The sequence below is a fragment of the Pseudomonadota bacterium genome, assembly GCA_022572885.1.
In the GTDB taxonomy this organism is placed as follows: domain Bacteria; phylum Pseudomonadota; class Gammaproteobacteria; order Steroidobacterales; family MnTg04; genus MnTg04.
The window spans coordinates 120,166-132,804 of sequence record JACZVC010000003.1 but is presented as its reverse complement, the minus strand read 5'-3'; the positions used below and the strand labels follow the sequence as shown (position 1 = coordinate 132,804).

Here is a 12,639-nt window from a genome sequence, read left to right as displayed (position 1 = left end):
GGGCTCGCCGCTACCCCGCCGCGGCGCTGTCCTTGATGTCTGGCCCATGCGTCATGCTGCCCACCAGCTGCGGCAGCGTGATCGACTGGCGTTCCAGATATTCGGCGATACCCGCGTTAATTTTCAGGCAGACCAGTGGATCGTAGAAAAGAGCGGTACCCACTCCCACCGTGCTCGCTCCCGCAATAATGAATTCCAGCGCATCGGTCGCGGTCATGATGCCGCCCTGGCCGATAATCGGAATACCGAGCGGTCCGGCGACTTCATAAACCTGGTGAACTTTCAGTAACGCGATCGGCTTGATCGCCGGGCCCGAAAGACCACCCTGCACATTACCGATGACCGGCTCGCGCGTTTCCGAATCGATAGCCATGCCCATCACGGTATTGATAACCGCGAGCGCATCACTGCCCGCTTCTATACACCGGCGTGCGTTTTCCTTGATATCGGTCTGATTTGGTGAAAGTTTGGTGATGATGGGTTTACTGGTTGCCTTGCGGCAAGCCTCTACGACCCGGGCCGACATCTCTGGCACGTTGCCAAAGGCGACGCCGCCTGCCTTGATATTGGGACAGGAAATATTGACCTCGATAGCGTCGATCGGGGAATCGTCAAAACGCCTGGTGACCTCCGCATATTCTTCTATCGTCGAGCCACAGACGTTGGCGATAAATCGGGTTTCGGTAAAATCCAGGGTTGGCAAAATATCGTCAACGACGACATCCATTCCCGGGTTTTGCAGCCCGATGGCGTTCAGCATACCCATCGGCGTTTCAAAGACCCGGTGCAGCGGGTTCCCGAGGCGCGGTTCCCTGGTCGTGCCCTTGAGTACGATCGCGCCTGCGTCACGATTCGAAAAACCGTTTACTCGCGTGTATTCCTCGCCGAACCCTACACAGCCGGACAGAAGCACAATCGGCGAGCTCAGTTGCATACCGCAGAACTCCATTGCCAGGCTGTTAGGTCGCCCGTCACTTTTTCCTGTCATACAATTCGCTTCCGTTAGCCGACAGGCCGCGCCAGCCATGTTTCATGTCATTTTGTACCAGCCGGAGATTCCGCCGAATACCGGCAACATCATACGCCTGTGCGCGAATACTGGCGCGCAATTGCACCTGATCAAACCACTGGCGTTCGAACTGGATGAGCCCAGATTGCGCCGTGCCGGGCTGGATTATCACGAATTCGCCAGCGTGAAACAGCACGAGTCCTTGCAAGATTGCCTGGAGAGCGTCGGCGACCCCAGGTTATTCGCGCTTTCCACGCGAGCGCCGACACCATATGACCATCCCCGATTCCGCCCCGGCGACGCGTTTCTCTTTGGCCCCGAAACACGTGGGCTGCCTATGGCGCTCATTGAATCGGTACCGGTGGCACAGCGTCTGAGGATTCCGCTAAGACCCGACAATCGCAGCCTGAACCTGGCCAATGCGGCCGCGGTTATCCTCTATGAGGCATGGCGCCAGCGCGGTTTTTCGGGTGGGGCCTGAGCGACCGGGCAAGCGGCAAATCGTGGACCGGCCACGCCACGATAGCCAGGCCGCCATGTGTTATGCGTGGATGCAGAGATTTACTCCAGGTTCGCAGAGTGATCTTCACTTTTGAGATCGCGAGTCATCAGGGCCTGTACCGCTGATTCCGGGGTCGCGCCCTGGTAAAGGATCCGGTAGACCTGTGCGCAGATCGGCATTTCCACTTGGTGGCGCAAAGACACCTGGTGTACCGCGCGTGCGGCCATTACGCCCTCGACGACTTGGCCTATTTCGCGGGCTGCCTCATCGGGTGATTTCCCCGCGGCCAGCGCCAGCCCCATACGCCGGTTACGCGACTGGTCATCGGTGCAAGTCAAAACCAGGTCGCCCATACCTGCCAGACCCATAAATGTCTCTGGTCTGGCCCCCAGCGCACGGCCCAGGCGGCCAAGCTCGACCAATCCCCGCGTAATCAGCGCAATGCGCGTGTTCGATCCGTACCCCAGCCCGTCCGATACACCGGCGCCGATGGCCAGGACATTCTTCACTGCACCGCCGACTTCGACGCCAATGATGTCATTCGAGGTATAAGCGCGGAAATTATCATCGGAAATTTCCTCGGCCAGTTCGCGAGCAAACTCCTGATCGTCCGCAGCTACCGTCATGGCGGTTGGCAAGCCCAAACCCACTTCACGGGCAAAAGTCGGGCCGGACAAAACCGCCAGCGGATATTTGTCGGAGAGCACTTCGCTTGCGACCTGGTGCGGCAGTTTGCCGGTGCCCAGTTCAAAACCCTTGGTCGCCCAGGAAATTCGGTGGTTTTTTCCAAGCAGCGGTTTCATCGCCGTCAGCAATTCCCGGAAGGCATGGCTCGGTACGACCAGCAGCAGGTCGTCCGAGCCAGCTACAGCCTTTGCAAAATCGCTTTCGATTTTCAGAGACGGCGGAAAATCAGCAGCGGGCAAATAAACGTGGTTGCACCGTACGCGCTCCAATTCCTCGAGATGCCGAGAGTTCCTACCCCAAATCAGGACCGGTCTGCCCTTGCGGGCAAACTGAATGGCCAGCGCGGTACCCCAGGAGCCCGCTCCCAGTATGCTGATCGTCTTGTCGGCCGGCCTGCTGATTCTGTCTGGCGCCTTTTAATTGGTCTTGGTCTTGGTTTTGGTCTTAGCCTCAGCCTGACCCGCTGCATTGGCCTGGGCGAATAATTCTTCGAAATCCATCGGCTGCAACAACAATTGCGGGAAACCACCCTGTGTTGCCAGGTCTGAAATAATCTGGCGGCTGAACGGATAAAGCATTTCTGCGCAACGGCAGGCAAGCAGGGATTTCAGTTCGTCTTCCGATGCGTCAACGATCTGGAATATGCCCGCTTGTTGCACTTCGATCAGCAACGCAACCTTGTCACCGAGTTTGGCTTCCAGCGTCGTGTGCAGCACGACTTCATGAGCATTTTCGGCAACCAGGGAACTTGTGGTGTGCATATTGAGCTGAATGCCCGGGTTCCACGGCTCGGCATAAATAGCTGGCGCGTTCGGTGACTCGAAGGAGCAATCCTTGAGATAAATTTTTTGCAGGGCAAAGGTCCTGGTCTGTCCGCCGGCTTCTGCTGCTGCGGTGCTTTTTTTGCTCATGGCTAGCTTCCTTTTCCTATTGTTCAGTCTTTGACCAGCGGCATATTTTCCTGCGTCCAGGCCTGCAGCCCACCACGCATTGCCACCGTATGTTCGAATCCCATTTCTTGCAGCCTGGCCACCGCCTTGCGGCAAGCGGTGCCATTGTCGCAATACACGATCATGGGTTTGCCCGAGTAGCGTTTCAGTTTGCCGGCGGACGACTCTAGCTGGTCAACCGGGATGTTCCTGGCGCCGACTACGTGACCGGTGGCAAACCTTTCGGCACTTCTAAGATCCAGCACCGCGGCGCCCTTGTTGATCAGGGAAACCACATTGGCGGGATCGAGGAAGTTCCCCGTATTGCTGCGCAGGCGAAGTTCGTTGACAAGCACAAGAATGCTTAGTGCGACGACTCCACCAGCTAGATAGGGATGGTTGGCTGCAAATTCAAGAAGCTGTGACATCTTTGGTAGTGCGCCTCCGGGCGCTCGGCTAAAATGGCGCGCCATTATAGCAGCGCCCGGAGCCTCGGTGGCCGGGCTGTCGGAATAAAAACCCCTGGGCCTGCATATTTCACTGGGCGGCTTGCGCCTTGGTGAAATATGCGGGTTAGAATTGACACCCAGATGAAAACCCGACACGCATTTTTCCTGGCTGGCCTGTTCGCGATGATAGCGGCCGTTGTTGCGCAGGATGCCGGCGACAATGAGACCGAGCTGGCTGAACTGAGAGGGGCTATTAATGCACTGAATCGCACCTTGCAAGCGGATCGGGAAAAAAAGGATCACGCGCAAGCGGGCCTCCGTAACGTGGAACTGGAAGTAGCCGCCGCGCGCAAGCTGCTGCGCAAAACCAGCCAGGAGGTGGCCGCTAGCCGGGCGCAGCAAATCAGCCTGGCGGCCGAGCAAAATGCGCAAAAGGCGGCGCTGGCGCGCCATCGGTATGAACTCGGGCGTCAGTTGCGGTCCGCCTATATCAGCGGCCGCCAGGAGCGAATTCGCCTGCTGCTGAACCAGGAAAACCCCGCTGCGCTGGGTCGCGTCATGACTTATTACGGTTACCTGACCGAGCAACGGGCGGTCCTGTTAAAGATCGTCGAGCAGGGCTTGGCCAGGCTGCGACAACTCGATCGTCTCACAGAAGAGGAAACAGGCCGGCTGGTTGGCCTGGAGCGCAGGAGACAAAAAGAGCTTGCCCGACTGGATGCGGCACGCCAGGAAAGGGCGGCCATAGTCGCCGGTCTGGAGCGGCAGATTAGCAGCAGCGGCAGGCAATTGGCGAGCATGCAGATGCAGGAACAGGAACTACAGCATTTGATGAACAGCCTGCGGCGGGCCCTGGTGGAATTCCCCATGGTCGTCAGGGATCCATTTGCCGGCAAAAAGGGCTCGTTGGGCTGGCCGATAAAAGGTCGGTTGATCAATGACTTCGGGCAGCCGCGTGCCGGTGGGCGGCTGCGATGGCAGGGCGTCATGCTGGGCGCCGTAAGGGGCGCCGAGGTTCGGGCTGTTTATCACGGGCGGGTCGCATACGCGGACTGGTTGCCGGGAATGGGTTTGTTGATGGTCATCGAACACGGCGACGGGTTTTTGAGCCTGTACGGCCATAGCGAGTCGCTCTACCGGGAAGTCGGGGACTGGGTCGAGGCGGGCGAAATCATAGGTATCGTCGGCGACAGCGGCGGCAACTTGTTGTCAGCGCTGTATTTCGAAATTCGGCGGGGAGTCACGCCGCTGAATCCGCATCAGTGGCTGAGCCGGCGATGAATAGACGCTTTTCGCGGCGACGATTGGCTGCCGCAATCGCTGCCCATGTGGTAAATTCGGGCTACGAGTGCGAGTGATCTCTTATGTCGCGAAAGTACCAACGCTTTACTGTTTTGCTGGGCAGCCTGTTCCTCTCAGTTGCGCTGGCCCTTACCTCCGGTGTCCTGGCGGATCGTTACGATGTCGAGGACGAGACCGACGAGATGCCGGTAGATCAAACCAGGCTGTTCGCGGAAGTGCTCCACAAGGTTCGTTCGGATTATATCGATGAAGTGGCTTATGAAGAGCTGATCGAAATGGCGATACGCGGCATGGTTGCCGGTCTGGATTCGCATTCGGCCTATCTTGACGCAGAAGAATACGAGGAAATCCTGATCAATACCGCAGGCAGTTACAGCGGTGTAGGGCTGGAAGTCAGCGTAGAAAATGACCAGATCCTGGTGGTCGCACCGTTTGACGGTACTCCCGCGAAACGGGCCGGGATCCGCAGTGGCGATATCATTATCAGCATTGACGATATGCCGGTCGTTCATAAAAACCTGGGCGAGACCATCTCGCGGATGCGCGGCAAGCCAGGCAGCCGGGTCAAAATTGTCGTTAGCCGTGCGGGCGTGGCAGAACCGCTGAGCTTTGATCTTGAGAGAACCCACATCCGGATAACGAGCGTAAAAGGGAAAATGCTCGAGCCCGGCTATGGCTATTTGCGCATCTCACAATTCAGCGATAACACCGGCGCCGAACTGGAAGATGCCTTGCGGAAGCTGATGAAAGAAGCGGGAGGCCAGCTGGATGGCCTGATACTGGATTTGCGCGACAACCCCGGAGGCGTACTCGATGCAGCCGTCGAAGTGGCGGATTTGTTTTTGAACTCGGGGCTAATGGTGTCGGCGAATGGCCGGGCGGATGACGCGCGCTTTAGCATGCGCGCCAGGCGGGGTGATCTGCTTAAGGGAGCGCGGATGGCCGTGTTGGTCAATTCAGGATCGGCATCGTCTTCCGAGATCGTGGCCGGGGCGCTGAAAGACCTGGATCGGGCAACGATTGTCGGCTCGCAGACCTACGGCAAAGGCTCGGTGCAGACAGTGATACCGCTGTCCGGCGGCCGGGCCTTGAAACTGACGACTTCCCGATATTTCACGCCATCCGGCGAATCGATACACCAGCGGGGCATTATGCCGGATATTGTGGTCACCTCGGATGACGAGGAAACCGTTGCCTTGATGTCGCTAACGAGTGCTATCGAGGCGGATGTCCTGATGAAAGACAACCACGTGCGAACCGCACTGGCAACGGTCAAAAGGCGCGCAATTCTCAACAGCAGGGCAGAGTGACGGAAAGCCGGATTAGAATTGATGCCGGCTGTTTGCTGAGACCATTACGCCTGTCACTGGCCTTGTTCGTGTTTGTGTCGATGGCAGCGGCGGGCTCTGTCGTAATATCTCCGGGCAATGAGTCATCGCCAGCGATGATGGCGATCATCATCGATGACCTGGGACATCGCTACGCAGACGGTCTACGCGCGGTGCAGTTACCGGGCCCGGTCACTTGCTCGGTGTTGCCGAAAACGCCATTCGGCAGAAAACTGGCTATCAGGGCGCATGAGCTTGGCAAGCAAGTCATGTTGCACCTGCCGCTGGAGGCGGAATTCGGCGAGGAGCTGGAGCCCGGCGGCATTTCCCTGGATACCAGCCAGCAAGCGATGCAAGAAATCGTTCTCGACGATCTCGACTGGCTGCCTTTCGTGGCGGGCGTCAATAACCATCGCGGCAGCTTGCTTACCCGCCACCCGGGTCACATGAGATGGCTGATGGGCATCCTCGCCAGCCGCGATTTGTTTTTTGTCGACAGCAGAACCACTCCGCATACCGTGGCCTTGCAGGTGGCCCGGGAGCAGGCGGTCAGTGCGACCGAAAGAGACATATTTCTTGATCATGAACTGAACGAAGATGCGATCCGGCAGGCCCTGAGCCGAGCGATCGGGATGGCGTTGCAAGAAGGCAGCGTAGTGGTTATCGCACATCCTCACCCATTGACCATGGAGATTCTTGAGGAGGCTATTCCATCGCTGCTGCGGAAGGGTGTCAGGCTAAGCAGCGTGCCGGAGGTCATCCGCTACCGGGAAGGGCGCGAATTAGCTCGGCAGCAAACGCTTGCTGAGACAGCCCGGGAATTGGCCAGCCCCGACCCGCATATCAAGTCCGCAAATCCATGACTCAAAAAGAGGATATACCCACAACGCGCCATCAGATTCGCTGGTTGCACGCCTTGTTCGTGGCCTTGCTCGGCGCGTTTTTATTTTTGCGCCTGGATACAGGCGGCAGCGGCAAACTGGTGGCTGCTTTTTTTGCTTTTGGTTTGCTAACCGCCGCTTTGGTATGGCGGAGTGAGAATGACGACTGGTCGCTGCCGTTACTAAATCTTCTCGGTGTATCTGTGATTTCCCTGGCAGTTTGGCGTTACGGGGCGGCAGCCGGGCTAAGTGGTTTGGTTGTTCTGCCCTTGCTGGCGGCAGCTCTGCGCCAGCCACCGGTCTTTTTCGTTGCCTTGTTATTGTTTGCCTTGCTGTCCCAGGGTGTGGCAGTACCCGACTGGTCATCGCGTTACCAGCTGGTGCAATTTTTTCTGCCGGGCGTGGCTGCCCTGGCCATCGTCATGTTTCAGCGGGAACAGAAGGATTCACTTGATAAGAGGGTGGTCAAACTGGAAATACTGGACATGCTGACCGGCGTGCATAACATCCGGGCGTTCAACAATCTTCTGCAGCACACCCATCGACTTGCCAAGCGCCACGGATACCTTTATTCGGTAGTTGCCGTGGACCTGGTTGGACTCAATTCCATCAACCAGAAATTTGGCAGGCAAGCCGGCAACGGGTGCCTGCAAAGCCTGGCCGGAGCCCTGCAAGAGATCATGCGGACTACCGATGTCCTCGCCAGGGCGGGTGGTGGCGAGTTCTTGATATTATTGCCGGCGACCGATCATGCCGGCGCCGGCCTTGCAATTAAGAAGATCCGCGAACGCATTGCCAGCTTGACCTACGATGCCAAGGGGTCGGTGATGCAACTGGCCGTACACGCGGGGATGGCGACCTATCCTAAGGATCAGCAGGAGCCCGGTGAAATAATCGATCATGCGGACCGGCAACTGGAACTGGACCGAAATCTACGCCACAAGAGCCAGCCGACCTGGGTGTGACAAAAAGCGACATCGACACGTATTCAAAGTTACCAAGGAAACATGATGGCGGCACACAAATTGACCTGGAACGGCTTCCTGATCAGGCTTGGCGTATCGTTGGCGCTGGTGCTGGCGACCTTTAATCCGTCGGGTTTTTCTTATTTTCACTGGCTGAAGGCAAGCCTGCCGGATTCGATCAGTGCGCTGCAGGCTTTTTCCGGCGTGGTCATGCTGATTGGCTGGGTGATGTTTATTCGGGCGGGCCGGAGGTCGTTGGGGTTTATAGGTTTTGTGCTGGCCAGCGCTTTTTTCGCGACCTTATTCTGGTTGCTGATGGATTGGGGATTGCTTTCGGCCGAAAATATCGATGTCGTGACCTGGCTGGTGGAAATCCTGCTGGCAGGGGTGCTTGCCATCGGCATGTCCTGGTCGCACATTCGCAGAAGAATGTCGGGCCAGGTCGATGTTGACGATACCGATGACCATATTTGAGCCGGCAAAAGCCAGACCTGAACAATGGAGAGCGCAATGAGCCAGTACAAGGTGACGATTTTTCTATTGGCGTTCCTGATGCCAATTTCGCTGCTGGCGGAAACGCCGGAGGAAAAGCTGGCCGGGATGGGTATCGAGCTGTTTGAACCGGGCCCGTCCGAGGGGCTGTTTGTGCCGGCGGTCACCAGCGGCAAACTGGTCTTTCTTTCAGGCCATGGGCCGCGAAAACCCAATGGCAGCTATGTCACTGGTAAAGTCGGCTCGGATATCGGTATCGAAGAGGGTCAACTTGCCGCGCGTTACACCTGTATCGCCATGCTGGGGTCTTTGAAACAGGAAATCGGCGAGTTGTCGCGGGTCAAACGCATCGTAAGGGTTTTTGGCATGGTCAATGTTGCCGATGGCTTTAACCGGATGCCCGCCGTGATCAACGGATGCTCGCAACTGCTGATCGACCTGTGGGGCGAAAATGGAAGGCATGCCCGGGCCGCGGTCGGCATGGCGGAATTGCCTTTTGACATCGCCGTCGAAATCGAGATGGTCGTTGAATTGCAATAGAACAAGAACGTCTGTGCGCTTGGGTGTTTGCCGATATCCCTTGCGGGTACGTCGGTAGCGGCCGGTAGACACCTGGCTGATCAGTTGAACGACCGGCCCGCCTAAAGGCCTAAAGCTGACTATCCCTTTATTTCAAGCATTTTCTTGCTGCCGTCGTGCGAAAGGGCAAGTGGGGTTTTTTTGGTCTATGCTATAGGTGTGGGGTATTTGCAACAGCCTGTCCTGGGCGGGGCGGTGAAATCATTACTGACAATACCCCCCACATCGGGTTAAGGTTAACAGGCCTTGACGTTGGTCAATGCATTTGACTGTCCGACCAGGGATGCTATCGGACACAAGTATGTGACAAACATACAACAAATCGGATTTTGGATTGTCCGATTCTATTGTAGTGGGTTTGGAGGGGCGACGGCCTGGCACAGGCTGCCCGTATTCGATACACAAAAAATAAGGGGAAGACAAGATGAGTAAACAATCTGCTGCCGGCGTTGTCACGCGCTGGCTGGTCTTGCCGGCGGTACTGGCCATGGTAATACCGACAGCCGGCGTTTTCGCGCAGGATGAAGGGGCGATTGAGGAAGTCGTCGTTACCGGTTCACGCATCCGCCAAAACCCGCTGGATCAGAAAGATCCGGTATTAACGATCACCGCGGACGATATGAGGCAATCGGGGTTTGCCTCCCTGGGTGATTATCTCAATCAACTGTCAATTTCCGGTTCCGCACTGAATACCCGTTTCAACAGCAGCGGTAACTTCGGATTCCCGCCCGATGGCGGTGGCATCGGCGCTGGTTCGACGCAGGTCGATCTGCGTCATCTCGGTTGCAAACGGGTGCTGGTGATGGTCAACGGAGTTCGCTGGGTCAACGGGGCATCCGCCTCCGGCGTATCGTCCTGTGTCGACCTGAACACCATTCCGCTGGGCGTTATCGCGCGCATCGAGGTGCTGGAAAATGGCGCTTCGCCGCTGTATGGCTCGGATGCGATTTCCGGCGTGGTCAACATCATCACCAAGACCGATATGAACGGAATCGATATTTCCGCTTATAACGGCGAGTTCGATGAAGGCGACGGCGTTACCCAGGAATACTCGATAACGATGGGTAGCACGAACGAAGACTCGTCTTCGTGGATCAGCCTGAATTATTACAAGCAGAGCCGGGTCAAAGCGTCTACCCGCAGCCTCGCCCAGTTCCCGGCGCCCTTCGCGGGGGGAGCCCGGCATGGCAGTTCGGGAACGCCGCAGGGCCGCTTCGTATTGCCCGACCCGAATACCGGGGTATTCATCAACTGTACGACGGTCCCTGGATCGGGCACGATCGTATACGATCCCCTCGATCCTTGCGGGGTCAACGGTTTGAACCCCCTGCAGAATTTCGATCCCTGGGACAATGGCGACCGGTTTAATTTCTCACAGTTCAACCTGGTGGTAACGCCATCGGAACGCTGGAATATTTTTGGCCAGTCGACACGGCAGATCTCGTCCAACGTCAACGTGACGCTGATGGGTTCATTCACCCATCGCGAGTCCACCAACCAGGCCGCACCCGAGCCATGGTTTATCGGCTCCGATGCGGGTAACGGTAACTTGATGGATACGATCTCGGTCGATGTTACCAATCCGTTCAATCCGTTCGGATTCACGATCGACGCCGATCCGACGCTTCCGGACTTGTTTTTCATCGGCCGCCGGCCGCTGGAAGCCGGCCCGCGTATTTTCGAGCAGAGCGTTGATACCTGGTACTTGTCCGGTCGCGTCGATGGTGCTTTCGCTGTCGGCGAGCGTGAGGTCTATTGGGATATCGGCGCAGCCTGGTCCAAAAACTCGGCTTCTCAGCTGAAACAGGGTGCGGCCAATTCGGCCAAGCTGAAACAGGCCCTGGGCCCGCTGGCAGACTGTACCGCCCCTTGCGTACCGCTGAATATTTTTGGCGGTCAGGGCGCAAACGGCCAGGGCACGATCACCCAGGACATGCTCGACTTTGTCACTTTTGTACAGCATGACGTCAGCGATCAGGAACTGGTCGATATCACGCTGAACGTCAGCAGTACGATTGCTGATCTGCCCGCCGGCCCGCTGGGTTTTGCGGCCGGTTACGAGCATCGTGAAGAAGACGGTTCTTTCAACCCTGATCCGATCGTGGTAGCTGGCGAGTCCGCCGGCATACCATCACTCCCCACTTCGGGCGGTTTTGACGTTGATGAGTTTTATCTTGAGGTCAACGTACCGATACTTGCCGATGTCTCGGCAGCCGAAGATTTGAGCGTGTCGCTGGCAGTCAGAAGCTCTGACTACAGCACCTCCGGCTCGGAAACGACCGCATCCTACGGTGCATACTGGAAAGTGGTGCCTGATTTTGTCGTTCGCTACAATTTCTCCGAAGGATTCCGTGCACCGGGTATCGGCGAGTTGTTTGGTTCGGCATCGCGTTTTGATGCGACCCTAACCGACCCGTGTTCCGATTTTAATAACACGGGTGTTTCGCAGACGGTCATCAACAACTGTATCTCGCAGGGCGTGCCCGCGGATGGCAGTTTTGTGCAGTCCGGCGGACAGATTCCTGTCCTCACCGGCGGCAACATGGACCTGAACCCGGAGACCTCCGATACATGGACGCTGGGCTTCGTATACAGCCCGAGCTGGGTTGACAATGTGGGCTGGATTGAAGGACTGACGGCCGAAGTCACCTACTATGACATCGAACTAACTTCCGCGATCGGGGCGATCGATGCCCAGACCCAGCTGAATGTTTGTGCGCAGACCAACGACCCGGCGCTGTGCAGCGGTATCTCGCGTGTCGGCAGCGGCACGATCAATCGCTTCGCCAACCAGTTGACCAACATCGGTGGTATTGATACCAACGGTTTTGATGTCAATCTGACCTACCTGGGGCCGGAGGGCGATATCGGCACCTTCAGGGTGACCTGGCAAAACAGCTTCGTCAGAGATTTTGACCTGCTCAACGTCAGCTCTACCGGTGGTGTTACGAGTCGGGACCTGCTGGCGCTTGAGGACAATGACAAGGGTATTCCGAAATGGAAATCCACCCTTGGCATCAATTGGCTGAAGGGCAACTGGGGCGCGACCTGGACGCTGCGCCACGTTTCGGGCCTGACCGAATCCTGTAGCGACTTCCTGGACGGCTCGCCTGACAGCCTGACCAACCAGGGGGTGTGCTCGATTCCTGATATGGCCAACAACAGTAATTCATTGAATTATCTGGAGGCGACGACCTATAACGATGTGCAGGTCATGTGGCGGCCGGACTTCGGTGAAACCAACGACCTGGCCATAACGTTCGGTGTCCAGAATTTGTTCGATCAGGATCCACCGGCCTGTTTCAGCTGTTCGCTGAATGGTTACGATCCGTCGAACTATGACGCGCAGGGCGTGTTCGGTTATTTGCAAGTTGCACTCAGCTTCGATTAGTCGGTGCGATCATCAAGACCCTGGCGGCCCCTTTTCAGGGGCCGCTTATTTTTGCTCCAGGTTCCTGGCAGCGAGATATGGTTTGGCGATAGAACGAGAGGTGTTTTTTTCCCCGCTATGATGGT

Annotated in this window: 12 protein-coding genes; 8 read left to right on the top strand and 4 right to left on the bottom strand. The window is 57.1% G+C overall.

What is annotated here, in order from left to right:
- Positions 1 to 10 precede the first annotated feature (10 nt).
- Positions 11 to 988: a dihydroorotate dehydrogenase gene (locus IIA05_02235; GenBank protein MCH9025917.1), complete on the bottom strand. Its 978-nt coding sequence runs from the start codon at positions 986 to 988 to the stop codon at positions 11 to 13.
- A gap of 37 nt (positions 989 to 1,025) precedes the next feature.
- On the opposite strand from IIA05_02235, the gene IIA05_02230 reads away from it, so the two are divergent.
- On the top strand, positions 1,026 to 1,490 hold the full coding sequence (locus IIA05_02230; protein MCH9025916.1) for a tRNA (cytidine(34)-2'-O)-methyltransferase: 465 nt from the start codon (positions 1,026 to 1,028) through the stop codon (positions 1,488 to 1,490).
- 80 nt (positions 1,491 to 1,570) lie between these two features.
- On the opposite strand, the gene IIA05_02225 is transcribed toward IIA05_02230, so the two are convergent.
- Genes IIA05_02225 through IIA05_02215 form a run of 3 tightly spaced genes read right to left on the bottom strand, consistent with a single transcriptional unit; the run spans position 1,571 to position 3,555 of the window.
- Positions 1,571 to 2,575 (bottom strand): NAD(P)-dependent glycerol-3-phosphate dehydrogenase, encoded by a 1,005-nt coding sequence (locus IIA05_02225; GenBank protein ID MCH9025915.1) that lies wholly within the window; start codon positions 2,573 to 2,575, stop codon positions 1,571 to 1,573.
- 39 nt (positions 2,576 to 2,614) lie between these two features.
- Positions 2,615 to 3,109 carry a protein-export chaperone SecB gene (secB, locus tag IIA05_02220; GenBank protein MCH9025914.1) on the bottom strand — a complete coding sequence of 165 codons (495 nt, stop codon included), beginning with the start codon at positions 3,107 to 3,109 and terminating at the stop codon, positions 2,615 to 2,617.
- Between the two features lie 23 nt (positions 3,110 to 3,132).
- Complete coding sequence (locus tag IIA05_02215; protein MCH9025913.1) at positions 3,133 to 3,555, bottom strand: rhodanese-like domain-containing protein; 423 nt, start codon at positions 3,553 to 3,555, stop codon at positions 3,133 to 3,135.
- Positions 3,556 to 3,717: 162 nt separating this feature from the next.
- Between IIA05_02215 and IIA05_02210 the strand changes: the two genes are divergently transcribed.
- The 7 genes from IIA05_02210 to IIA05_02180 all read left to right on the top strand — a co-directional run bounded on the left by IIA05_02210 (position 3,718) and on the right by IIA05_02180 (position 12,514).
- Positions 3,718 to 4,857 carry a peptidoglycan DD-metalloendopeptidase family protein gene (locus IIA05_02210; GenBank protein ID MCH9025912.1) on the top strand — a complete coding sequence of 380 codons (1,140 nt, stop codon included), beginning with the start codon at positions 3,718 to 3,720 and terminating at the stop codon, positions 4,855 to 4,857.
- Positions 4,858 to 4,940: 83 nt separating this feature from the next.
- On the top strand, positions 4,941 to 6,188 hold the full coding sequence (locus tag IIA05_02205; GenBank protein ID MCH9025911.1) for a S41 family peptidase: 1,248 nt from the start codon (positions 4,941 to 4,943) through the stop codon (positions 6,186 to 6,188).
- Between the two features lie 32 nt (positions 6,189 to 6,220).
- Positions 6,221 to 7,069, top strand: a complete 849-nt coding sequence (locus IIA05_02200; GenBank protein MCH9025910.1) for a divergent polysaccharide deacetylase family protein — start codon at positions 6,221 to 6,223, stop codon at positions 7,067 to 7,069.
- Positions 7,066 to 8,052, top strand: a complete 987-nt coding sequence (locus IIA05_02195; protein MCH9025909.1) for a diguanylate cyclase — start codon at positions 7,066 to 7,068, stop codon at positions 8,050 to 8,052. The genes IIA05_02200 and IIA05_02195 overlap by 4 nt, the downstream gene beginning before the upstream one ends.
- A gap of 45 nt (positions 8,053 to 8,097) precedes the next feature.
- Complete coding sequence (locus IIA05_02190; GenBank protein MCH9025908.1) at positions 8,098 to 8,526, top strand: hypothetical protein; 429 nt, start codon at positions 8,098 to 8,100, stop codon at positions 8,524 to 8,526.
- A gap of 36 nt (positions 8,527 to 8,562) precedes the next feature.
- On the top strand, positions 8,563 to 9,084 hold the full coding sequence (locus IIA05_02185; protein MCH9025907.1) for a RidA family protein: 522 nt from the start codon (positions 8,563 to 8,565) through the stop codon (positions 9,082 to 9,084).
- Between the two features lie 463 nt (positions 9,085 to 9,547).
- Positions 9,548 to 12,514 carry a TonB-dependent receptor gene (locus IIA05_02180; protein MCH9025906.1) on the top strand — a complete coding sequence of 989 codons (2,967 nt, stop codon included), beginning with the start codon at positions 9,548 to 9,550 and terminating at the stop codon, positions 12,512 to 12,514.
- The last annotated feature ends 125 nt before the right edge of the window (positions 12,515 to 12,639 follow it).